Source organism: Robertmurraya korlensis NBRC 107688 (assembly GCF_001591645.1).
GTDB lineage: Bacteria > Bacillota > Bacilli > Bacillales > Cytobacillaceae > Robertmurraya_A.
This window is the reverse complement of sequence record NZ_BCVH01000029.1, coordinates 1-23,562: the sequence shown is the minus strand read 5'-3', so window position 1 is coordinate 23,562 and position 23,562 is coordinate 1. Positions and strand designations below refer to the sequence as shown.

At 38.6% G+C, this 23,562-nt stretch carries 24 protein-coding genes; 16 read left to right on the top strand and 8 right to left on the bottom strand.

Annotation, left to right across the window (positions count from 1 at the left end):
• Positions 1-141 precede the first annotated feature (141 nt).
• Positions 142-561, top strand: a complete 420-nt coding sequence (locus BKO01S_RS21810; protein WP_066059640.1) for an Rrf2 family transcriptional regulator — start codon at positions 142-144, stop codon at positions 559-561.
• Between the two features lie 45 nt (positions 562-606).
• Here the strand turns inward: BKO01S_RS21810 and BKO01S_RS21805 are convergent, their stop codons facing one another.
• The gene (locus BKO01S_RS21805; protein WP_066059637.1) at positions 607-1,434 is read right to left on the bottom strand and encodes a sulfurtransferase; all 828 of its coding nucleotides are present in this window, start codon (positions 1,432-1,434) and stop codon (positions 607-609) included.
• A 195-nt stretch (positions 1,435-1,629) separates the two neighbouring features.
• Between BKO01S_RS21805 and BKO01S_RS21800 the strand changes: the two genes are divergently transcribed.
• Positions 1,630-2,535 (top strand): cupin domain-containing protein, encoded by a 906-nt coding sequence (locus BKO01S_RS21800; protein ID WP_066059635.1) that lies wholly within the window; start codon positions 1,630-1,632, stop codon positions 2,533-2,535.
• Between the two features lie 151 nt (positions 2,536-2,686).
• Here BKO01S_RS21800 and BKO01S_RS21795 read toward each other — a convergent pair whose 3' ends face one another.
• Positions 2,687-3,040, bottom strand: coding sequence for a hypothetical protein (locus tag BKO01S_RS21795; RefSeq protein WP_066059633.1), 354 nt, complete (start codon positions 3,038-3,040; stop codon positions 2,687-2,689).
• Positions 3,041-3,244: 204 nt separating this feature from the next.
• Here BKO01S_RS21795 and BKO01S_RS21790 point away from each other — a divergent pair, with 204 nt between their 5' ends.
• Positions 3,245-3,571 (top strand): hypothetical protein, encoded by a 327-nt coding sequence (locus BKO01S_RS21790; RefSeq protein WP_066059669.1) that lies wholly within the window; start codon positions 3,245-3,247, stop codon positions 3,569-3,571.
• 196 nt (positions 3,572-3,767) lie between these two features.
• The gene (locus tag BKO01S_RS21785) at positions 3,768-4,052 is read left to right on the top strand and encodes a hypothetical protein (RefSeq protein ID WP_066059630.1); all 285 of its coding nucleotides are present in this window, start codon (positions 3,768-3,770) and stop codon (positions 4,050-4,052) included.
• 35 nt (positions 4,053-4,087) lie between these two features.
• Here BKO01S_RS21785 and BKO01S_RS21780 read toward each other — a convergent pair whose 3' ends face one another.
• The 5 genes from BKO01S_RS21780 to BKO01S_RS21770 all read right to left on the bottom strand — a co-directional run bounded on the left by BKO01S_RS21780 (position 4,088) and on the right by BKO01S_RS21770 (position 8,886).
• Positions 4,088-4,591 carry an undecaprenyl-diphosphatase gene (locus tag BKO01S_RS21780; protein WP_066059627.1) on the bottom strand — a complete coding sequence of 168 codons (504 nt, stop codon included), beginning with the start codon at positions 4,589-4,591 and terminating at the stop codon, positions 4,088-4,090.
• 134 nt (positions 4,592-4,725) lie between these two features.
• Positions 4,726-4,902, bottom strand: coding sequence for a DUF3896 family protein (locus BKO01S_RS24495; RefSeq protein WP_157077433.1), 177 nt, complete (start codon positions 4,900-4,902; stop codon positions 4,726-4,728).
• A 216-nt stretch (positions 4,903-5,118) separates the two neighbouring features.
• Positions 5,119-6,489, bottom strand: a complete 1,371-nt coding sequence (gene scfB / locus BKO01S_RS21775; protein ID WP_066059625.1) for a thioether cross-link-forming SCIFF peptide maturase — start codon at positions 6,487-6,489, stop codon at positions 5,119-5,121.
• A 70-nt stretch (positions 6,490-6,559) separates the two neighbouring features.
• Positions 6,560-6,709, bottom strand: coding sequence for a six-cysteine ranthipeptide SCIFF (gene scfA / locus BKO01S_RS24095; RefSeq protein ID WP_084362181.1), 150 nt, complete (start codon positions 6,707-6,709; stop codon positions 6,560-6,562).
• Between the two features lie 122 nt (positions 6,710-6,831).
• Positions 6,832-8,886 carry a putative bifunctional diguanylate cyclase/phosphodiesterase gene (locus BKO01S_RS21770; RefSeq protein ID WP_066059622.1) on the bottom strand — a complete coding sequence of 685 codons (2,055 nt, stop codon included), beginning with the start codon at positions 8,884-8,886 and terminating at the stop codon, positions 6,832-6,834.
• 175 nt (positions 8,887-9,061) lie between these two features.
• Here BKO01S_RS21770 and BKO01S_RS21765 point away from each other — a divergent pair, with 175 nt between their 5' ends.
• From BKO01S_RS21765 to nhaC, 11 genes are all read left to right on the top strand, one after another.
• Positions 9,062-9,538, top strand: a complete 477-nt coding sequence (locus BKO01S_RS21765) for a hypothetical protein (RefSeq protein ID WP_066059619.1) — start codon at positions 9,062-9,064, stop codon at positions 9,536-9,538.
• Positions 9,535-10,050: a hypothetical protein gene (locus BKO01S_RS21760; protein WP_066059617.1), complete on the top strand. Its 516-nt coding sequence runs from the start codon at positions 9,535-9,537 to the stop codon at positions 10,048-10,050. Before BKO01S_RS21765 ends, BKO01S_RS21760 begins: the two co-directional genes overlap by 4 nt.
• A 182-nt stretch (positions 10,051-10,232) precedes the next feature.
• Positions 10,233-11,531 carry a Glu/Leu/Phe/Val family dehydrogenase gene (locus BKO01S_RS21755; RefSeq protein ID WP_066059613.1) on the top strand — a complete coding sequence of 433 codons (1,299 nt, stop codon included), beginning with the start codon at positions 10,233-10,235 and terminating at the stop codon, positions 11,529-11,531.
• A 14-nt stretch (positions 11,532-11,545) separates the two neighbouring features.
• The gene (locus BKO01S_RS21750; RefSeq protein WP_066059610.1) at positions 11,546-11,833 is read left to right on the top strand and encodes an SAV0927 family protein; all 288 of its coding nucleotides are present in this window, start codon (positions 11,546-11,548) and stop codon (positions 11,831-11,833) included.
• 16 nt (positions 11,834-11,849) lie between these two features.
• Positions 11,850-12,098: a biotin/lipoyl attachment domain-containing protein gene (locus BKO01S_RS21745; protein ID WP_066059607.1), complete on the top strand. Its 249-nt coding sequence runs from the start codon at positions 11,850-11,852 to the stop codon at positions 12,096-12,098.
• 111 nt (positions 12,099-12,209) lie between these two features.
• The gene (locus BKO01S_RS21740) at positions 12,210-14,339 is read left to right on the top strand and encodes a sigma 54-interacting transcriptional regulator (RefSeq protein ID WP_066059604.1); all 2,130 of its coding nucleotides are present in this window, start codon (positions 12,210-12,212) and stop codon (positions 14,337-14,339) included.
• A 169-nt stretch (positions 14,340-14,508) separates the two neighbouring features.
• On the top strand, positions 14,509-15,981 hold the full coding sequence (locus BKO01S_RS21735) for an aldehyde dehydrogenase family protein (protein WP_066059601.1): 1,473 nt from the start codon (positions 14,509-14,511) through the stop codon (positions 15,979-15,981).
• Positions 15,982-16,002: 21 nt separating this feature from the next.
• Positions 16,003-17,373, top strand: a complete 1,371-nt coding sequence (locus BKO01S_RS21730; RefSeq protein WP_066059598.1) for a putrescine aminotransferase — start codon at positions 16,003-16,005, stop codon at positions 17,371-17,373.
• A 61-nt stretch (positions 17,374-17,434) separates the two neighbouring features.
• Positions 17,435-18,784, top strand: a complete 1,350-nt coding sequence (gene gabT, locus BKO01S_RS21725) for a 4-aminobutyrate--2-oxoglutarate transaminase (RefSeq protein ID WP_066059595.1) — start codon at positions 17,435-17,437, stop codon at positions 18,782-18,784.
• 57 nt (positions 18,785-18,841) lie between these two features.
• Positions 18,842-20,263: an NAD-dependent succinate-semialdehyde dehydrogenase gene (locus BKO01S_RS21720; RefSeq protein ID WP_066059667.1), complete on the top strand. Its 1,422-nt coding sequence runs from the start codon at positions 18,842-18,844 to the stop codon at positions 20,261-20,263.
• Between the two features lie 209 nt (positions 20,264-20,472).
• Positions 20,473-21,906, top strand: coding sequence for a Na+/H+ antiporter NhaC (gene nhaC, locus BKO01S_RS21715; protein ID WP_066059592.1), 1,434 nt, complete (start codon positions 20,473-20,475; stop codon positions 21,904-21,906).
• Positions 21,907-22,014: 108 nt separating this feature from the next.
• Here nhaC and BKO01S_RS21710 read toward each other — a convergent pair whose 3' ends face one another.
• The gene (locus BKO01S_RS21710; RefSeq protein WP_439951058.1) at positions 22,015-22,317 is read right to left on the bottom strand and encodes a winged helix-turn-helix transcriptional regulator; all 303 of its coding nucleotides are present in this window, start codon (positions 22,315-22,317) and stop codon (positions 22,015-22,017) included.
• Between the two features lie 161 nt (positions 22,318-22,478).
• On the opposite strand from BKO01S_RS21710, the gene BKO01S_RS21705 reads away from it, so the two are divergent.
• On the top strand, positions 22,479-23,303 hold the full coding sequence (locus BKO01S_RS21705; RefSeq protein WP_066059586.1) for an aldo/keto reductase: 825 nt from the start codon (positions 22,479-22,481) through the stop codon (positions 23,301-23,303).
• Positions 23,304-23,562 lie beyond the last annotated feature (259 nt).

Below are 23,562 nucleotides of genomic sequence, written 5' to 3'. Positions count from 1 at the left end.
TGAATGAAAGGTCGGTTTTTTATAGGTGCTTATATAATTACGGTAAATAATTCACAATTAAACTCAGCTAGGCTATGATATAATGGTCAATAAGTTTTTAGAAAATTCTAACATAGGGGCGTACATGAGAGGAGAGATTTCGTGCAACTTATCACTCAATCAGGAGATCTTGGTCCCAAGTGGTTTCATGTTGCTTTACGAGCGATAGCGTTACTGGCAGAATCTAATCACATATTAAAAAGTAAAAATATAGCAACACTACTTGGTGAGGATCCTACTTTTGTAAGAAAAATATTAGCTAAGTTAGTGAAGGCAGCTATTGTAAAGGCTCATGGTGGAAGATACGGTGGATATAGCTTGTATAAGGATTCGAATGAGATTACGGTGAGAAGTGTTTATCTGGCCTTCGAAAACCATTCACCAACTCCCTACTGGTCAGTCCCTTCAACAGGAACCGAACAATTTATTTCATTAGTTATCTCAAAGGCGGAAGAACAATTTCAGTCTGCTCTTCAAAGCTATACCATAAAGGATATATTAAATAATAAAATATATGGATGAGAAATTAAGAAAAGCTGTCGTTTTGACAGCTTTTAGATATGAATATTACTTTATTTTATTCTCTTCGTAAGAAATCCAATCACTAAAGCTTCCTAAGTAAAGTCGTACTTTTTCAAAGCCAGCTTCTTTTAGTGTAATAAGGTTTGGTACTGCTGTTACTCCAGAACCACAATAAACGATCAGTTCCTTATCAGGGTCAAGGCTTGAAAATCTTAGTTTTTGTTCTTCCATAGAGTGATAATATCCATCACGAAGTCCTTCCATCCAAGGCTTGTTAATAGCGCCTGGAATATGGCCTTTCTTCTTATCAATCGGCTCTTCGATTCCTAAGTATCTTTTGTTCTCACGTGAGTCAATTAGTATGATATTTGGATTACCACTAGATACAACTTCTTGTACCTCTTTTACGTCAGCTAATAGATAAGATTGAACATCAACATGGAATTCCGACTTGTCAAATACAGGGACATCAGATGTGGTAGGGTAATTGGATTTTAACCAATTTTTATAACCTCCATCAAGTACATATACTCTTTTATGTCCTAGATAAGTTAGCATCCACCAAAATCTAGCTGCATAGGCTCCTTCACCGTTATCATAAGCAACGATGGTTGTATTCTCATCAATGCCTGCTATTTCGAGTTTTTCTTTTAGTTTATTGATTTCTGGCATAGGGTGCCTTCCACCGTGGCTACTAACTTGACTAGAGAGATCCTTCTCTAAATCAAAGTATACCGCTCCCGGAATATGACTGTTGTCATATTCTTGCTTTCCTAATTCAGGGTTGGAAAGCGCAAAGCGGCAATCGATGATTCTTACATCTTTCTGATCTAGATTCTTAAGAAGCCATTCCTTATCCTTGATAAATTTCATATGCAATCCTCCTCAAGTTTTTGAATCTACCGATTTCTAAAAAAAGTCTATGTCTTGAATATAACATAGATCTCTAAATTACTTTGATTTTATCTTTAGTGATGAAGTCAACTAGTTTAATTATGTAAATCAACGTACATTCTCTGGTCAGAGGCATATGATGTTTTATAAAAATTCTGGAGGGGAATGACCAACATGTATTTTGTTCCGAATACGTATTCGCATCCTTATTGGGCAAATACCCCAAACTATTCTTCTGATTATAGGAATAGAAATCATGAGGAGAATCATCAACAAGTATGTAATGTTCTACTTAGCCGAATAAAAAGAGAGGCAGAGGCCATTGAGTTATATAGACAATTAGTCAATGTCGCTCCAAATGACATGCATCAGACCGATATTTTGCATGCTATAGAAAGAAAAAAAGCCCAGCTTACACAATTAAACAATCTTTATGTGCAATTTACTGGCACTTTGCCAGTCTACCAAGTGGATCAAATTCCTTTTGTTAACTACAAAGATGGGTTACAAAAGGCTTATGAAATAGAAGTAGCGGGATATGATGAATATCAAAGGGGTTTTTCGCTTATTCATCATCCAATGATACAGAATGTATTTTTATGGGCATTAAATGGTGAACAAGAAAATGCTGCCTGCTTTAGGTTTTTAAGTGAAGAAGTCACTTCTCGAGTAACGGACTATGGAAGGAAACCCTTTGTTGTGGATATTAACAGGGCGACGAAAGCAAACGATACCTTCCGCACAGCCTTATGGACAGGAAGCCATTTACAGGTAACCTTAATGAGTATTAATGTTGGTGAGGACATCGGATTAGAAATTCACCCTGAACTCGATCAATTTTTGAGAGTGGAAGAAGGGGAAGGGGTGGTTCGAATGGGTCCCCAGAAAGATAAGTTAGATTTTGAAGAAAAAGTAGTTGATGATTTTGCTTTGATCATACCAGCAGGTACATGGCATAATGTCGTCAATACGGGGAATAAACCACTAAAACTCTACTCCATTTATGCGCCCCCACAGCACCCATTTGGTACCATTCATGAGACGAAGGCCGATGCATTGGCTGCTGAGGAAGGGAATTAGTTAGTAGTAAATCCTTGTAGAATCTACAAGGATTTACTTGTGTGTGAAGAATTCATTCGCTATCACACTGCTGTAAAAATTCGGATGGATATTTTATAAAATGAAAATTTCCTGTTCATATTACGAGGGACAGGTCTTTTTTTCACTATCCTCAGAGAAAATAATTGACCAATGCCCAGCTTAAAATAAATATAGTGCCAATAGAAGCAGAAGAATAAGTAATTAGGTTTCTAATATCCTTTTTTCCCAATTGTAAATACTCTTGATAGGTGATTTCTCCCTTGGCAAACCTTATCCCATTTTCGCTAGGTTCCACCTCATAGTAATGTCCTTCATTGTCCTGCAGTATAATTTTTGTAATTAGCTCTAACGGATTAATATCGTTTACATAAGCGTCTTTCTCCCCAAAATAAACGACTCTCACAGGTTGGTATATTGTATGGTTTATTATTTGTTCACTCATTTTATATGCTTGAAATTCAAACGCATGATTAGAAACACACATAGTAAACACCTCATTATTATTATATATTTTTTCCTAAGTGAGGTGAGGAGTTTATAACAGGAATTTTATCGTTTAATGGTTGAGAATCATTAAAATCTCCATACTTTCTCCATGATTCTTTTCTATAGTATAGATGTAGTGATAATAAGTGCATGAGGACGTATTAGTTATAAACAAAATTTTTAAAAAAGGAGAAGGTGTATGATGAAAAAGAATCTACTCGTCATTTCATTAGGAGCTGGATTACTCTTGGGAGGAGGTACAGGTATTTATTACGTTTCTGCTCAAGAAAGTGAAGGAATCTCAAACGAAAATATGATGATGGATAGGATGGTAAACTCCGATTCAAATATGGAAGAAATGATGCATTTAAATATGGCCGAAATGATGAACGGTAAAAACATGAATTTTGGTCAAATGAAAGAACATTTGAAGAACATGCATCCGGATTTATCTGTTCAGCAATTAGAGGAACACTATAAGAGTATGCACGGAACTGGGGGATCAGAAAATAGCAAGAACTTTCAATGAGTAAGCAGGGTTGTCGGATAAGTTTCGAGAACCCTTTTTTAGGGTGTCTTATAATCAAATCATTATTCCTTATTTTTGGTTTTAAAAATGGTATTCCTAAACCACCAATATTTTGTCAGGATGTATAGGTTTCTTGAGGAGAAATCTAAATAGTGAAAAGTGGATTCAAAATTGATTAGATGAGGTGGGGGTAAAGATGAATAACTGGATCATGTCACTATTTCAAACTAGAGGAAACCCTTTAATGGCATTGTTCGGGAAGAAAAGGAACGGTAGAGGGTGGATGTGGGGTTCATTGTTAAGTATAGGAGTCAGTGTAGCTGCTTTTCTATTAAGAAGAAATAATAAGATGAACTCTCCTATCAATAACATGATGAATAACTTCGATATAGGGAAAATGAATAAAATGGGGAATCTTGCTGGGCTAGCTGAAATTGCAGAAGAATTAATCCCTAATAAAGGACCTGAAAAAACCAATTAATTGGTCAAAATACCCATCTCTTGTGATGGGTATTTTTAATCAAAATTCTGTTTTGTGGTCTTGTCAAAAATAATACTGGTCATAGTACCAATAGCAGCACTCCCTACAATATCGTATGGATAATGGGCTCCTACCCAAATACGTGAGAATCCTGTTAATAAAGCTAGCACCCCTAATACGGAACCAATTACACGGTGATAAAGATAGATGGAAGTTGATATAGCAAAAACAAGTAATGTATGTTTGCTTGGAAAGGTTGAATCCCTTTTTGCGGGGATAAGTAGACCAACTCGTCGTTTAACAAAAGGTCTAGGCTTGTAATACATGAGCTTAATTAATGTATGGAACAGTAACGTAATCCCAGCAGAAATCCCAGCTTTATAGGTTGCTTTTCTGTAAATACCATTTTTAAACCACATGAAAATTAATACAAAAACAAACACATAACGTATCTTATTCGAAAAAAATATCATTAAAAAATCAATGAAAGATAAACGACCCGAATATTGATTAATTACTTTAAATAATTTTTCGTTCACTGTGAGTTCTCCTTACACTTTTAATAGGTAATAAAATTCCCCTACCGTGTAAGAAATATGTGGAAATATGGTAGAAAAGCTGGTCAATATTAAAAAAACAAGAGCTAAATACCATAGCCCTTGTAAAAGCTTTACTACATTAATCCCCGATGATAATGGTTCATTTCTGCAAGCTCAGAAATATACTGGTAGTTGTTAATCATATTTTGAATCATTTCTGTTTCAGATGGTGTTATGTCTGGGTCCTCTAATTTTCTTTGCAAAACCTCAATTTTTAAGGTAATGTCCTGTTTAATTTCTTCGTAATTCATTAGAAACACCCTTTCTATTCCAAAATTACCCTCTCATATTCATATTACAAAATAAAGGTGCAGTGGCGATGCAGATTTCTTTTCAAATACGTGAACATTTGGATTTGTTCACGAGATTTTTGCATTTCATTTCAGGGTGTAATGAAGGCTAGGTTATCATCAAAAGCAATCTGATGATAACCTGGCCTCTTTTATAGGGTTATATTATTCCATCTCTCAAATAGACTCAGCAACCTTGACCATCATTGAGCATTCAACTCTTTTACGGAAGATATCGCAGCTGAAATCGTAGGTTCCATTAATGGAACCTGTTGCGTGCAGTGAGTTAGCAGGGCAACCACCACTACAATACAGCTTTGCCCAGCAATTCTGGCATTCTGCCTTTGAGTAGCAGTTGCTTTCTTTAAATTGTGCTTCAATTTCTGGCTTTGTTACCCCGTCCCAGATGTTTCCCATGCTAAATTCTTCATCGCCAACAAATTGATGACAAGGGAAGAGTTCGCCCCACGGAGTAACAGCGAGGTATTCAGTGCCAGAGCCGCAACCAGATATTCTTTTTTGAATACAAGGTCCTTCGGATAAATCCAACATGTAATGGTAGAAGGTGAATCCTTTTCCTTTCTCACCTCTAGCAATCATTTCCTTCGCAAGAATTTCGTATTGATTATAAATGTATGGGAGATCTTCTTCGGTTAGAGCATAGGGTTCCTTTGGGTCACAAATAACCGGTTCCATTGACAGCTTATCAAAGCCAAGGTCAGCGATATGAAAAATGTCGTTTGTAAAGTCGACATTGTCATGTGTGTACGTTCCTCGAACGTAATACTCTTTCTCTCCACGCTTTCTAATGAACTGCTGGAACTTGGGAACGATATGGTCATAGCTTCCTTTGCCATTGACTGTTTTACGAAGTCGATCGTGTACCTCTCTTCTACCATCTAGACTTAGTACCACGTTATCCATTTCTTCGTTTAAAAATTCGGTTACTTCATCGTTTAACAGCATACCGTTTGTCGTAAAAGTAAACCGAAAATTCTTTCTATACTCCTGTTCTTTGCTTCGTGCATATGAAACGATTTGCTTAACAACGTTCCATGCCATGAGCGGTTCACCACCGAAGAAATCAATATCAAGGTTTCGGTGGTGCCCGGAATGTTCCAATAAGAAATCAATGGCTCTTTTTCCTACGTCATAGCTCATAATAGCCCGATTACCGTTATATTTCCCTTGGCTAGCAAAACAGTAATCACATGATAGATTGCAGGTATGTGCAACATTAAAACATAGAGCTTTTACATAGGTTTTGCGTTTTCTCAAATCAATAGAAAGGTCTTTAAATTCATCTTCCGTAAATAGTTGTCCATTATTTATTAGTTCCTCAATATCTTTAAGAGTTTCTCTTATTTCAATCTCGGTAATTCGGGAATCTTGGTTATATTTGTCCAGCATGGATGCCACGATTGTATCAGAAGAAGCGTGTTCGTAAAGTCCGATTATATCGTATGCTAGTTCATCTACCACATGGACCGAGCCACTGTACGTATCGAGGACAATGTTATACCCGTTTAATTTATATTGATGGATCATATGTGATGTTTGTCTCCTTATAATAAAAAAATGGCCGCCCATCTGAATGTAGTGGGCGGGATATGTATTTCTATCTGTTTAAATGGTTTTCACATTTTTGATTCGCCACTCCACACGACGTCTTACAAGCGGACTGGCAAGATGTTTGGCAAGCGCCACAACCACCGTGTTTGACTGTATCTACTAGTTTACGAGTACTAAGTGTTACAATTCGTTTCAATTGAAATCCCTCCTTTTGTGCATCGCTAGCATACCATTTTCATATGGTTTGCTCATATGCTTTAAGTCACAGCAGACACAAGAAAAGGTACCGTCCAATGGGCCGATACCTTTTTAACCAAATTATATGGAATTTGAAAGTTCATTACGGTGCGAATGGAATTGCTTCATCCAAGTGATAAGCTCCTCTTGTTTCATTGGTTTAGCAAAATAGAAGCCTTGAATGGTTGGTATTTTTGGCATTGATGTTAGATAGTTGACTTGCTTTACATTTTCCACACCTTCAACTACGGTTTCAATGTCTAACGAATGACAGAGAGAGACAATAGCGGTAATAATTGCTGATTCCTTCTTACACTCTGGTACACCGTCTACAAAGGATTTATCAATTTTTAACGTAGAAATTGGTAGTCTTTTTAAATACGACAATGAGGAAACCCCTGTCCCAAAGTCATCAAGAGCTACAGAAAATCCCTGTTTTCGTATTTCTCCTACTGCACGTATGGCGTTTTCAATATCACTCACTACGCTTGTTTCTGTAATTTCTAGTTCAAGATTTTTGGCCAAAATAGCATACTTGTCTACACAGTTATTAAGAGTTTTTAACAGTCTGGCAGATGTAATGTAGGTACCGGGGATATTGATAGCTATGTGCCGCACAGGTTGACCTTCCTTATTCCACTGATCAAGCTGCTGACACACTTTTGCAATGACCCAATCGGTCACATCAAACATTTTCCCACTTCTCTCTAACACCGGAATAAATAGACCAGGTGAGAGAAAGCCATGAACAGGATGATTCCAACGGATGAGTGCTTCGACACCTAAGATTTCATGTGAAGATGCATTTATTTTTGGCTGATACACGATGTATAGGTGGTTATTCTCCATAGCGGTATCGATATCAGATAAAAGGCGCTGCTCAAAATTATACGTATGAATCTTCGGATTATACTCAATGATTTGATTTTGATATTCGATAGAGGGATGATGCAGAACAGCAACAGCATTAGCGTACAGTTGGTTCGCTGTTTCATTGCGTTCCTTAACAGCTAATGCACTAACTGTATTTACTAGAACCGTATGGTCATCCAACTGTAAAGGCACCTTTAAAATAGACGAAATTCTCTCTAATGTCGTTTTTAGTTGTTCATTTGTATCTTCCTTACATATAAAAGCAAACCGGTTCCCTTCTACTCTATAAATCTCTAAAGACGTTGATTTTAACTTCAGCAATAACTGACTTACTTCCGTAAGAATTCTATCTCCAAACTTGTATCCATACCCAATATTCCATTTCTCGAGGTCATGAATATGCAGAATTGCTATTGTATTTGCATGTAAAAACTGGTGAATTGCCTTCTCAAACTGACGCCGATTAGGAAGCTTCGTTAAGGGATCGAAAAAATTCATTCGGTAATCAACATATCGATCCAATGCACCAGACAAACTAGAAAGGATGAGTAAAACGAAAGTTCCAATCGCAACCGCAATTACAAGAACCCATGTATGGGTTGAATGAGAATGGTTTGTAGGGATAGCAATGTCAGCATCTACATAAAAAACAACAGATGCCATTCCTGTGTAGTGCATACTCGAAACAGCCAATCCCATAATCAAACTTGTTATCATTTTGATCACTCTGCGATTCATCAACCGTTGTAATGATGAAAAAATGTAAAGTGCAACGAAGGATACTGTCATCGCGATCAGGATGGATGCCACAAAAGTCCCTAAATTATAGGCGTGTTTCACCTCCATTTCCATTGCTGCCATGCCCATATAGTGCATTGCTGAAATGCCAAGTCCCATAATGACTCCAGAAAAAATAAATGCAATAATACTCTGATTCTGGCGATTAGCAATATAAAAAGCTAAAAGCGATGCAGTCAAGGCAGGAAAGATAGAAAGGAGCGTTAAAAAAGGATCATATTGCATATCGAAAGGAAGGTTGAGTGCACCCATTCCAATGAAATGCATCGACCAAATGCCAAAGCCCATTGCTACGGAGGCTAATCCAATCCAAATAAAACGATGAAAGAAGCTATTGTGCTGGATTCTCTCATTCAAAGAGAGCGCGGTATAAGAGGCGCTGCAGGCTATTACTATAGATAAAAAAACAAGTGAAAAGGTATAATCACTTTCAAGAATGAAGGCGGAGTTTGGTACGGTAAACATGACGTTCTCCTTTGTTGTGACGTTCTATCTCTGTTACCAAGAGATATGGTGTATCAGTTATATCGGTTATTTATAATGATTATAAAGCGTTGGGAAAAATTTCAATTTTATACATATACGAATATATCAGTGTATTTTGGCAAAAGATAAAACCAAACTTTTGAGGAGGATTCATTTGGGTTTCGTCTTCTATTTTTTTGTATCGTGGCTTGTAACTGTATTGTTTACGGTAATGAAAAAATCACTTTCTTTTGTTGAAAATATATTTGTGTTTTTAATTATATTAATCGTAAGCGTGAACTGGTCTTGGATCATATTTGAAGAGTTTAAGTTTCTAGAATTATCAAGACAGCCATTGGATTATACAGCCTTTTTAATGAATCGAAGTATTGGAATCCCTTTGATTATTGTTATTACATTAAATGCTGCCGTTAGATCAGCCAATGTGAAGGGAAAGGCTTATTTATATGTAGGTCTTTCTACGGTTATTCTTCTTGGATTAAAGATGATAGGGAACTTTCTTAATATTACAAAGCTAAATAATTGGAATACGTTGTACGATGTTTTATATTTTATTTCTCTACATTTAATAGCGTACTTCTCTTTACAGATGTATAGAAAGCTTATAAAAGAGGAGGTAACCCTGTTATGAAAATGTGGAAGCAATTTGACAACAATGAAATTTACCTATTGATTTTACTTACTTTTGTCTTTGTTGTCTTATTTCTTGTGTTAAGGAAAAAAATATTCAAACCACATATCACACTTTTAAGTTTAGTTTGGGGTTTTACTGTAGGGATATTAATCGAGTTTACGATAGGTGGAGGACTTCTCGATTTTTATAGGGTTAATGATTCCAATTCCTATGAAGTGACGGATGTGGTATATTTCCTTTTATTTAGTCCTTTTGGGTATTTCTTTTTCTATTTTTATCATAGATTTAAAATTAATAAGAAGAAGGTTATTTTTTATGTGTTTGCGTGGGCGATCGTCGGAGTGGGTGCTCATTGGCTTTTTACCCAGTTAGGGATCATTAATCTGCAAAAAGGGTTTCGAATAGCCTATTCATTTCCAATATTTTTAGTCATACAAACCTTGACGGCTATCTTATATGAACAAATTAAGTATAGAGAAAACATTTTCCAATCCCCTATGGGTGACTAGTAAACGGTCATGTGATAGGGGATTTTTTGTCTTGTTTTTAATTATGCAGAATTGAATAGTCTATTCAGTTTAGTAGGATGTCCTCTGTCATGTTCACAGGATGAAGCCTAATATCTGCCTTTTCATTAAGTTGGCACGGCTCTTGCATCTCTAATAACAAATTATAAGAATGAGGTGTTATCATGGCTGACTCAGTCGTCGAGTCGAAAAAACAAACAATCGAAAAAAAGGAAGGACTTCAAGATAATCCTCTGTTGGAATTTCATTCAATCTTAAAAGAAGCGATTGAAATTTTACGGTATCCTGAGGAAGTTTTTGAGCTTTTGAAGGAGCCCTTGCGTTTTCTTGAAGTGAATATTCCTGTCCGTATGGACGACAACACGACCAAGATTTTCCGAGGGTATCGGGCTCAGCACAATGACGCGACAGGTCCTACAAAAGGTGGAATTCGCTTTCACACAGACGTCACCCCAGAAGAGGTGAAAGCACTAGCTGGTTGGATGAGTATGAAATGTGGGATTACAGGTCTTCCATACGGAGGGGCAAAAGGAGGAATTGTATGTGATCCTCGAACGATGAGTTTGCGAGAGCTAGAAATGGTAAGCAGGGGGTATGTGAGAGCCATCAGCCAAATTGTTGGACCGACAAAGGATATTCCAGCCCCTGACGTATATACGAACGCACAGATAATGGCTTGGATGCTTGATGAATATAACTTTATTCGTGAATTTGATAACCCGGGGTTTATTACCGGAAAGCCCATAGCATTAGGTGGTTCAAAAGGACGCGAAACGGCTACATCAAAGGGTTTACTATATACGCTCCAAAAGGTGTTAGAAGTAAAGAAATTACCTATAAAAGATTTAAAGATTATCATTCAAGGTTTTGGAAATGTCGGTAGTTATTTAGCTTTGTACTTATATGAGCGTGGAGCAAAGGTAGTAGGGATTTCTGATGTGCTTGGTGGCATTTATGATGAAAAGGGATTAGATATTCCTTATCTAATGGATAGTAGAGATTCCTTTGGTGTAGTAACCAATCTCTTCAAACAGACCATCTCCAATCAAGAGTTACTTGAAAAGGAATGTGACGTCCTCGTTCCGGCGGCACTAGGTGGCCAGATTACAAAACGTAATGCCAATAAGTTAAAGTGTCAAATTGTACTTGAAGCAGCGAACGGACCGACGACAAAGGAAGCATTAAACGTGCTTATGGAAAAGGATATTCTCGTTGTTCCGGACATACTAGCGAATTCAGGAGGAGTCGTCGTCTCTTATTTTGAATGGTGCCAAAACAACCAAGGATATTATTGGTCGGAGCGAGAGGTTGATGAAAAATTAAAAGAAAAAATGGAAATCAGCTTTGATCAAATCCTCCAGGTGAGCAAAAAGTATCGTACCAATTTAAAAATAGCGGCTTATATCGTTGGTATACAGGCATTAGCGGAAACGTCACAGCTTCGCGGCTGGATCAAAATATGAGGGGAGTGGAGGAAATGGTTGAAGTGTTATTAGAGGAAAGAGAAACACAACCTATCCATTATTATTGTTTATCAATTGGATCTCACCGTTATGATTTTACGATTGTCTATTCACATCAGTTTTTTGACAAAGCGATGGTCGTTTCCATGCAAGCAGGGAAGTGGGCATTAATGTGCCAAGATGATATCGAAAATGAAGAGTATTGGGCAGAGAGATTAGCCATCGTTGACGTAGATGTGGAGGAATGTAAGACGTTTTTTAGGATGGTACTTAACCATAACGGAGTTTCTGATCAATATTAAGTTAGGAGGGTGAGTTGTGGAACACGATTTTGTTGTGAGTACTGTTAGCGGTAAAGTAGAGGAAGTGGCAATTGAGGTCCATTCACGAATTTATGAATGGGAAAAGTTATTTACGATTCGAACGGTAAATGGAAATCTAGAAACAGTGAGTGTCGGTCTTAGTGGGGAAGTCGTTTCCATAGAAGTGAAAACGGGCGATAGCATTATTCCTGGCATGGTGCTGGCTTTTATTAAAGATGATTTGATCCCAACAGGATGTGACTAAGAAGTGTGGAGATGGAGGATCCATCTCCTTTTTCATACTTGTTTGAAAATTTGAAAATTAATATTTTTGCAGTATATAATAAAAAGAAAAGGATAAAAAGGAGGGGGACGTTTGTTTACATTAGAAAAAGATAAGATAAGACCCATTTTATCCATAAATTTAGATGATCCAGAAGAAGAGTGGGTAGCGTGTCTTACAAGGCACAATGAGCCCATCCTTTTTCTTGAAAAGGATCAGGAGATACTCTCTTATATCCAAATGAAGGATGTGCCACTAAACGAAAATATCTGTCTATCAAAAGTCTTCCAAGAAAAATCAGTTCCTATGTCCAACGTGTCCAAGTTAAATCCTACGATTTCTGTTCCTGTTCTTTTTCAAATTATTGGTGAGCCGTTTGCACTTGTAATGGATGATCAAGGGAAGCCATCTGGTTATATTAAACGGGAGGATGTGCTGGCCCTCTTATTTAAACAAGAACCGCATGGCAGTGTTGATTTATTAAAGGTAATCTTAACCTCCATTCCGATGGGGATATTCGTTGTGGATCGGGAAAAGAAGATAATTAACTTTAATGAATCAGGCCTTCGAATGACTAAGCTAACTTCAGAGGATGTTTCTGGAAAACCTGCTGAGGATATTTTTCATGGGGAACATATTCACCACGTGTTTTCATCAGGTCAAACTATATTAAATCAAATTCAAATTACTGATACGATGGGTGTCCTTGTAGATTACAGTCCTATTTTCGACTTTAATAATGAAGTAGAAGGGATTATCATTATCGTTCAAGATTTGCCAATGGTTGAGGATATGGCCATGGAAATTGAACATATTAAAAATTTAAATAAAGATCTAAATGCCATTTTATCAACGATTTATGACGAAATTTTAGTCGTGAACCATAAAGGAGAGCTGCTTCGATATAGTGAAACGTTTCTTTCCGACTTTTGGGGAGTGGAGTTAAAGGAATTAATGGGAAAGAATCTGTTGGAGCTTGAAGGAGAGGGGCTATTTACCCCGTCTGTTACTCGGTTAGTACTGGAACAGAAGAAAAAGGTATCGATTGTTCAAGAAACCCAGAGGAATAAGCGAATCCTAGCGGTAGGGAACCCGATCTTTGATGAAAATGGAAACATTGACCGAATCATTATCGCTTCAAGGGATATTACAGAAACAACCAAATTAAAATCTGAATTACGAGAAGTGAAGAAACAATCCAATCAGTATAAGCAGGAACTCGAAAGAATTAAAAATAAAGACCGCCTTTTTAACCGACTTATTTACTGCAGTCCAAAAATGGAACAAATTATGGAGCATGTTACGAAGATTTCGCATTTTTCCTCTACGGTTCTGATTACGGGAGAATCAGGTGTAGGGAAGGAATTAATTGCTCAGGCCATTCATCAAAGTGGGAACCGTGCGAATCAACCGTTTCTTAAGCTGAATTGTGGTGCTATTCCTGAGAATCTATTAGAGAGTGAGCTGTTTGGGTACAGCAAAGGTTCTTTTACAGGTGCTGATAAAAATGGGAAAGTGGGTTATTTTCAAAAAGCCGATCAAGGGATATTATTTTTAGATGAAATTGGCGAAATGCCTGTTAGCCTTCAAGTGAAATTGTTACGAGTCTTACAGGAACAAGAAGTCGTTCCGATTGGAAGTACCACTCCGATACCGATCAATGTACAAATTGTTGCAGCGACAAACAAAAAGCTAGAAAAAATGGTTCAAGAAGGAACCTTTCGTGAGGACTTATATTATCGTTTGAATGTCATCCCTATTCATGTCCCACCTTTACGCGAACGTCCAAAAGATATTCCACTTCTAGCGTATCATTTTCTTCAGAGGCTGAATGAGAAATACAATAAAAACTATCATTTTACACCAGATGCTTTGAATTTACTGGAAGTGTATTCATGGCCAGGAAATATTCGTGAACTTCAAAATATGATTGAACGATTAGCTGTGTCAGCTGATCATTCCTCTCTAGATGCTGATTTTGTGAATCAGTTTTTATCTTTTAATAGTAATCTAAAAAAAGAGAAACCAGTATTTACGAATGTCATGCCGCTTCAGGAAGCGCAAGACTATATTGAGGAGCAACTAATACTACTAGCAATGAAGCAATATAAAACCACGACAAAAGCAGCAAAAGCACTCGGTATCAGCCAGTCATCCGTTAGTAGAAAATATCAAAAAATCATGAATGATAGACAAGCCAAGTACGGAGAAGTCTCTTTTTAAGAATGGTACAGACAAATGTCTGTGCCATTTTTATGTAGAAAAGTTAGTTATGCAAAGGTAACTAGGGTTATGCAAAATTGCATAGCTTTTTTTAATGATTCCTACTATTCAAAGCAAAAAGTGTTGGCACGGTTCTTGCATTAGTAATAAAAAAGGAGGATTGATTAACATGCATGCGTTAAAGATGTATATCAATGGTGAATGGAGAGAATCACAAAATAAAGAAACACGTGATATTTATAATCCAGCAACAGGCGAAGTGATTGCCCAAGCAGCTGAAGGAACAATCGAAGATGTAAAAGAAGCCATACAGATTGCGAAGTCCAGCTTTGAAAGTGGGATATGGTCACAAACTCCTCCAGCTGAACGAGCGGCCTATTTATTTAAAATCGCGGAAAAAATGGAGGAGCGAGCAGAGGAGTTAGCCGAACTAGAAACCTTAGACAATGGCAAACCATTAAGAGAAGCTGGCTTTGATGTGGCAGATGCCGCTGCATGCTTCCGTTATTATGCGGGCTTAATTACAAAGCCTAATGGTGAGACATATCCAGTCTCCGATCCGGTTCAAGGGATCGTCGTCCGTGAACCAGTCGGAGTTTGTGGGTTAATCGTTCCGTGGAACTATCCTTTATTATTAAGTGTTTGGAAGCTAGCACCGGCACTTGCGGCAGGGAACTCGGTTGTTTACAAGCCTTCTGAAGTGACTCCGGTTACCCCGACGAGGTTATTCGAGATCTTTGAAGAGGTAGGGTTACCAAAAGGCGTTGCTAATATGGTAATGGGGTCTGGTGATGTTGTTGGGAATGCCATAGCAGAGAGCAAGGACGTTGACCTTGTCTCATTCACAGGCGGAACAAAGACAGGGAAACAAATTATGAAGGTAGCAGCAGACAGCCTAAAAAAATTATCGTTAGAGCTTGGAGGAAAATCCCCAAATCTTGTGTTTGCTGATGCTGATTTTGAAACAGCAGTAGATTATGCATTGTTTGGTATATACGCAGGGGCAGGGCAAATTTGTGCAGCAGGTTCTCGTATTTTAGTAGAAGAAGAGATTTACGACAAATTTGTTTCTCGCTTTGTTGATCGCGCCAATCAAATCAAGGTTGGTCCAGGTAATGATCCAGAGGTAGAAATGGGTCCTTTAGTGAGCAAAGAGCATTTGGAAAGAGTTCTATCTTATATAGAGATTGGAAAGAACGAAGGAGCTCGGTTGGTTTGTGGGGGCAAGCGAATCGAGAAAGAGGGTTTGCAAGGGGGATACTTTGTCGAGCCAACGGTTTTCGTTGATACACTTCTTGACATGAGAATTGTTCAAGAGGAGATCTTCGGTCCAATTGTTGTAATCGAAAAGTTCAAAGATGAGAAGGAAGCCATTGCTTTAGCAAATGGAACGGATTATGGACTAGCAGGAGCAGTGTTTACGAAGGATGGAGCGAAGGCATTCCGTGTCGTCAAACAATTACGAGCAGGAATTACCTGGATCAATACCTACCATAATACTTACAACGAAGCTCCTTGGGGCGGATATAAGCAAAGTGGTTTTGGACGCGCGCTTGGAACGTACGGTCTAGAGACATTCCAAGAGATTAAGCAGATTAATGTTAATTTACAAGTCGAACCCATTGGCTGGTTTTCAAAATAAAACACGAATAGGAGAGATCATATGAGTACCAATATTGAGAAAAAACAAGAGGAAGTAAAGGAAAAGAATGTTCAGCAGTACATTAAACAGGTATTAAATATGATAGAAAAAGAGGAGATTACGGAGGCGGAGGCCAATTGGATCTCAAAGGAAACGATTCAGCATTTCCGCGACCATGTAAATCCGGGATTCCTTGATTACCGAAAAACCGTTACAGAGGGAGGACTCTCTGCAGCCGTTGAATGGTCGGATAAAGATTCATGTTTTAAGGATGTGAATGGCAAGGAATACATCGACTGTCTTGGTGGCTTTGGGATTTATAATGTCGGTCATCGAAATGAAAAAGTCGTGAAGGCGGTAAGCGACCAGTTAAAGCGTCAAGCTCTGCACAGCCAAGACCTTTTGGATCCACTACGTGCAATGTTAGCGAAAATTTTAGCAGATATTACTCCTGGGGATTTGAAATATTCTTTCTTTACCAATAGTGGAACGGAAAGTGTGGAGGCAGCGCTAAAGCTTGCAAAAATGTATAGCGAAAGATCCACATTTATTTCTACAACCCGTGCTTTTCATGGGAAAAGTCTTGGATCGCTTTCAGGAACAGCCAAAGGAGTGTTCCGTAAGCCATTTTTACCGTTGATTCCAGGATTTCGCCATGTACCCTTTGGTGACATCGATATGATGAGAAAAACGTTTGAAACGTGCGCGCTTGTTGGAGAAGATGTAGCAGCGGTCCTTTTAGAGCCGATTCAAGGAGAAGGTGGAATCATCCTTCCGCCAGAAGGGTATTTACAACAGGTTCGTGAGTTATGTGACCAGTATGATGCATTACTAATATTTGATGAAGTACAAACAGGCATGGGACGTACAGGGAAAATGTTCGCTTCGGACTTATATCATGTTGTGCCTGATATTCTTTGTCTTGCCAAAGCCTTCGGTGGGGGAGTAATGCCAGCAGGTGCCATCGTTGCAAAAGAAAAGGTGTTTAAAAGCTGGTTTGATAACCCGTTTATGCATACAACCACATTTGGTGGAAACCCACTCGCATGTGCAGCTGCCATTGCAACGATCGACGTTCTATTAGAAGAGAACTTACCAGCTCGTGCGGCTGAGGTGGGGGAATATTTCTTACAAGGATTAAAGAAAGCTGCTGAAGGTCATGAAGACTTAGTAATGGAAATTCGAGGCCAAGGTTTGATGATTGGAATCGAATTTGAACGTGATGAGATTGGCTGGGAAGTGTCAAAAGGAATGTTTGAACGAGGCATTCTTGTTGCTGGAACTCTAGTAAACTCAAAAACGATTCGAATTGAGCCTCCGCTAACGATTCAGTACGATGAAGTAAATACAGTCATTCAAAACTTTAAAGAGGTTCTACACTCGATCCAATAAAAAACATAGAAGAGAAAAAGGAGGGAAGCCTCCTTTTTCCGTTAAGGAAGGTGCCGAGTCCGTGAAAAAATTTGCCCAAGTAAAGACGTCTATTCCAGGGCCTAAATCACAAGCATTATTAGAAAGAAGGAAAAGAGTCGTTCCACAAGGAATTAGTAATAATTGTGCTGCTTTTGTTCATAAGGCGGAAGGAGCACTAGTAGAGGATATTGATGGAAATACATTTATCGACTTTGCTGGTGCTATTGGAACGATCAATGTTGGTCATTCCCACCCAAAGGTTGTTCAGGCTTTGAAGAGACAAGTGGAAGACTTTGTTCATACCGGTTTTAACGTCATGATGTATGAGTCTTATATCACATTGGCGGAAAAGTTAACAGAGCTCGCTCCAGGCAAATTTCCAAAGCAAGCAGCCTTTTTTAACAGTGGGGCAGAAGCCGTGGAAAATGCAGTAAAGATTGCTAGAAAATACACGAAAAGACAAGGAATTGTCTCATTTACGAGAGGGTTTCATGGCCGTACGTTAATGACAATGACAATGACTAGTAAAGTAAAGCCTTATAAATATGAATTTGGACCTTTTGCACCAGAGGTATATAAAGCTCCTTATCCATATGAGTACCGGAAGCCAAATGGAATGAATGAAGAGCAGTATCATGAATACATCATTCAGCAGTTCGAGCAGTTCCTATTAGCGGAGGTCGCACCAGAAACGATTGCGGCTGTTGTGATGGAGCCGGTGCAAGGAGAGGGAGGCTTTATCATACCAAGCCGTGAATTTGTACAGCGTGTGTATACTATTTGTAAGGAGCACGGAATATTATTTATTGCAGATGAAATTCAAACGGGCTTTGGACGAACGGGCCGTTACTTTGCGATTGACCATTTTGGTGTGGAACCAGATCTCATCACTATTTCGAAGTCTATGGCAGCTGGTGTTCCAATCAGCGGAGTGATTGGGCGAGAAGAGATTATGAATGTGAGCCTGCCAGGAGAAATCGGTGGAACGTATGCAGGAAGCCCATTAGGCTGCCAAGCAGCTCTCGCGGTCCTAGATATTATAGAAGAAGAACAATTGAATGTACGAGCGGAACGAATTGGTAGAATAGTAATGAACAAGTTTCAACAATGGTCTGATCGATTTGAGCAAGTGGATGGCATCCGTGGCTTAGGAGCGATGTGTGCATTTGAAATGGTAAAGGATAAGACATCTAAACAGCCGGACAAGGAACTAGTTAGTCGTATTGTTCGAGAGGCGACTAATAGAGGATTGCTATTACTTAGTGCAGGGATTTTTGGGAATGTGATTAGACTATTAATGCCTTTAACGATTTCAGATGAGCAGCTTGAAGAAGGATTATTCATTTTAGAAGAATCCTTAGAGGCTGTTTTATCTCCCCAATATATATAAAGAGAGGGTAAGTAGATGAGTTCGAATATCGCTTTTCAAAAACAGCATCTATACAAAATGTATATTGATGGCCAATGGGTTGGTGACGAATGCGAGGATTTTATTCATGTTATGAACCCCGCGACAAAAGAAGTGATTGGCAGGATTCCAAATGGAGGAACATTGGAAGCGAAGGCTGCAGTAGATGCCGCTCATAAGGCCTTTAAAGCTTGGTCGAAAAAAACCGCAGACGAACGCAGTCAGATGCTTATGAAATGGTTCCATCTTATTGATGAGCATAAAGTAGAAATTGGGACATTGATGACACTGGAGCAAGGAAAGCCTGTTAATGAAGCAATAGGTGAAGTGAACTATGCCAATAGCTTTCTTTCTTGGTATGCCGAAGAAGGAAAGAGAATTTATGGAGAAACCATTCCAGCAACGCATCCAAATAAGCGTATCTTAGTTAGAAAAGAACCAGTTGGGGTTGTTGCAGCGATTACTCCATGGAATTTCCCAGCTGCGATGATCACAAGAAAGGTTGCCCCCGCTCTTGCCGCAGGCTGTACGGTGGTGGTCAAACCCGCTCAGCAAACGCCACTAACTGCTCTGAAACTAGCGGAGTTAGCGGGAAAAGCAGGCATTCCAGCTGGGGTATTTAACGTGGTAACCGGGAAATCAAAAGAAATTGGCGATGCTTGGTTAAAGGATTCACGCGTTCGTAAGCTTACCTTTACGGGCTCAACTGAAGTAGGGAAGGTACTTATGAGAGGCGCTGCTGATACGGTGAAGAAGATTTCCCTAGAATTAGGCGGAAACGCTCCTTTTATCGTCATGGACGATGCGGACTTAGAGAAAGCGGCCAAAGGGTTACTGGCTTCAAAGTTTCGGAATGCCGGTCAAACATGTATTTGTACGAACCGTATCTACGTTCAAGAATCGGTTCTCGATCCATTTGTCGAACTCTTTAAAAATGAACTAAGCAAACTTAAAATCGGTAACGGTATAAAAGAAGGAATTGATATCGGTCCCCTTATTGATCAACCTGCTGTAGATAAAGTAAATGAAATTCTTGAAGATGCGATTGATAAAGGTGGAAAGATTGTGTATCAAGGAGATAAGCAAGATGGGGAAGAAGGATTCTTCTTTCCACCAACGATTCTCACAAATGTGAATGATCAAATGATGTGCATTGAAGAAGAAATTTTTGGACCACTAGCAGCCATTGCTACCTTTCAAACAGAAGAGGAAGTGATTGAGAGAGCCAATAATACGGTCTACGGCTTAGCTGCCTATGTGTTTACCGAAAACCTAAGTCGTGCCTTCCGGATCACCGAGGAGCTTGAATACGGAATAATCGGCTTAAATGATGGTCTTCCGTCAACGGCTCAAGCACCATTTGGGGGTTATAAAGAAAGTGGGTTAGGTCGAGAAGGGGGCCATCACGGTCTAGAAGAGTTCCTAGAGGTAAAATATATTTCCATTGGACTAAATATATAAAGAGTGCTTAAAAACCTGGTTTCTATACGGAACTAGGTTTTTTTGATGTGGAAAAAGCTAACTATGCAAAATTGAATGGATTATGCAGAATTGCTTTCTAATCAAGCAGGAGAAAGGAAGTTGATAACAGAAAATTAAGAATATTACATCTGGCACGGAAATTGCAATATAAAAATAGCAATCTATTTTATATTGAAAGAGGGATGATAATGAAAGAAAAGAAACAGCCATCACTAGCAGTTGCTTTGATTCCAATCGGAGCCATGATTGTATTTTTATTTACAGGAATTTTCATGTTTGAAGCAGATCCACATATTCCCCTCTTGCTTAGTGCCACTGTGGCCTCACTAGTATCCATTTATTTAGGATATACTTGGCGAGAGCTTGAGCAAGGGATTATCAAAGCAGTATCTCTGGCACTCCAAGCCTTATTAATCTTAATGATTATTGGTACCATTATTGGGACGTGGTTAGCAGGCGGAATTGTTCCGACCATGATTTACTACGGGTTAGATATACTATCTCCAACCTATTTCCTCCCAGCTGCCGCCATCATTTGTAGTGTAGTAGCTATCGCTTCGGGAAATGCATGGACAGCTGCAGGAACAATAGGGATTGCTATTATGGGAGTTGGAATTGGTTTAGGTATTAATCCAGCTATGGTGGCTGGGGCCGTCATCTCTGGCTGTTACTTTGGGGATAAAATTTCTCCTTTGTCTGAAACAACGAATATGGCACCTGGGATCACGGGTGTTCAACTCTTTGACCATATACGGCATATGCTTTATACGACGATACCAGCCCTTGTCCTCTCCGTTGTCATTTATTTTTTTATCGGCCTTACGTTTAAAGGAAAAGGAGCTGGTGTGAATGACATTGCAACTCTTCAACAAGAGTTAGCTGATATTTTCATTATCAGTCCTTGGTTACTCCTAATTCCTGTTATTGTTCTTGGGATTATTGCTATGAAAACACCCGCGATCCCAGGCCTTGTTATTGGATCAATTCTAGGGGGGATTGTTGCCATCACTGTTCAGGGTGAGTCAATCGGCAGTATTTTATCGATTATGGTATATGGCTTTGAAATGGAAACAGGCAATGAAGTATTGGATAATTTGCTTAACAATGGCGGAACGGAAGCGATGATGTACACTGTATCTCTCGTTATGATTGCGATGAGCTTTGGAGGGATTTTAGAAACAAGTGGAGTGATGAATACACTTGTGACAAGCCTATTAAGAATGGCCAAATCAACAGGTAGTTTAATTACAACAACGGTAGCGACCTGTATCACTGCTAACATTGTCGCATGTGATCAGTACCTATCAATTCTACTGCCAGGTAGAATGTACTTAACTGCCTACCGTAAGCGTGGCCTGCATCCAAAGAACTTATCTCGAACACTAGAAGATGCGGGGACGATGACCTCTCCTCTAGTTCCATGGAACACATGTGGCGCATTTATGACCGCTACCCTTGGAGTATCCACCTTTCAATATGCGCCATACGCGCTGCTTTGTATAATCAGTCCAATTGTGGCAATTATCTATGCGTATACAGGATTTAAAATAGAAAAGCTACCATCGGAAGAAATAATTGAGCCAGCCGGAACTGAAAAGGTTCAAGCAACTACTTCGTTTTAATAATGAACTGTAGAGCATTGCTCTACAGTTATTGTTATTTCTAATAGAAAGGATAATTAGAATAAGGTAGATCAAACTATTATTCGGAGGTGTGGTTGACCGAAGATATTAGCCCCATTCTCTTGCCCACTTTTTCATTTCTTTTAACACGCTATTAAATGATTGACCCTTCTCGGTAAGAGAATATTCAACTGTAACAGGTACAGTAGGAATTGCTTTTCGTTTAACGACTTCTTTTTGTTCTAAGTGCTTTAAAGTGGAGGTAAGTGCATTAGGGCTAATGCCCTCAATCGACCTTCTTAGTTCATTAAAGCGTTTTGTGCCATCATATAATTCCCTTAGAACAAGGAATGACCACTTGTTTCCGATAATCTCTAACGTTTTCTCAATTGAACATGCTGGATCCTTCAAAACTTCAACTCCCAGTATCATTTTTATACTAAGTTAATAATAGGTGACTATATTAAAAACATTTGACTACTTTAAATTTTAAATTATCTTTATTAAAATTAACAAGGAAATCTATTTTCTTCCAAGGTTATCAAGTAAATCTTTCTTAAAGGAGAATGAATATGAACTTTGTAACGTTGAACAATGGTGTAAAAATGCCACAGCTTGGTTTCGGTGTTTGGCAAGTGAAAGATGACGAGGCTACAGCTGCCGTAACGGCTGCGATTGAAGCAGGTTACCGTTCCATCGATACCGCTATGATTTATGGAAACGAAGAGGGTGTAGGAAAAGCGATTAAGGAATCCAATGTACCCCGTGAAGAATTATTCATTACAACGAAGGTTTGGAATAGTGACCAAGGTTACGAAAGCACAATAGAAGCTTTTGAATTAAGTCTGAAAAAGTTAGGTCTAGATTATATTGATTTATACTTAATTCATTGGCCTACACCAGAACACGATACATATGTTGAAACATTTAAGGCAATGGAAAAGCTTTACCATGATGGAAAGGTTAAAGCAATTGGTGTGTGTAATTTTGAAATTGCGCATTTAGAGAGACTACTTAACGAATGTGAAGTAAAGCCAGTCTTAAACCAAATTGAGTGCCACCCATATTTAGCACAAAATGAATTAAAAGAGTTTTGCGCTAAGCATGACATCTTCGTAGAAGCATGGAGCCCTCTTGACCAAGGTGGAGAAGTACTACAAGATGATGTGATTATTAAACTAGCTGAGTCACATAGTAAAACGCCTGCTCAAGTCGTATTAAGATGGCATCTACAAAATAATTCAATTGTAATACCTAAATCTGTGACACCTTCTAGAATTCAAGAAAATATTGATGTATTTGATTTTGAGCTTTCTTCAGAAGAGATGGAACAAATCAATGGTATCAATCGTAACCGACGCAAAGGTCCAAACCCTAACGAGTTTAACAAGAGATAATAACGGGAAACGACTGTTTCATAGAAGCAGTCGTTTTTTAGTGAAGAAAAGTATTGCTTTATGTGTAGCTATTTTGTAAAATGAGAATCCGTCCTCATGAAGAGCTTATTAGTTGATGAGGAACTTTAATCAAAAGAATAAAAAACAGAAGTTGACTTCTGCGAATAAAGGTGATATAGTAATACAAGTAGCCAACAACACCTTGAAAAATTAACAATTAAAAAAGTTTTTCGTAGAAGTTGACAATGGCGAAATGGTA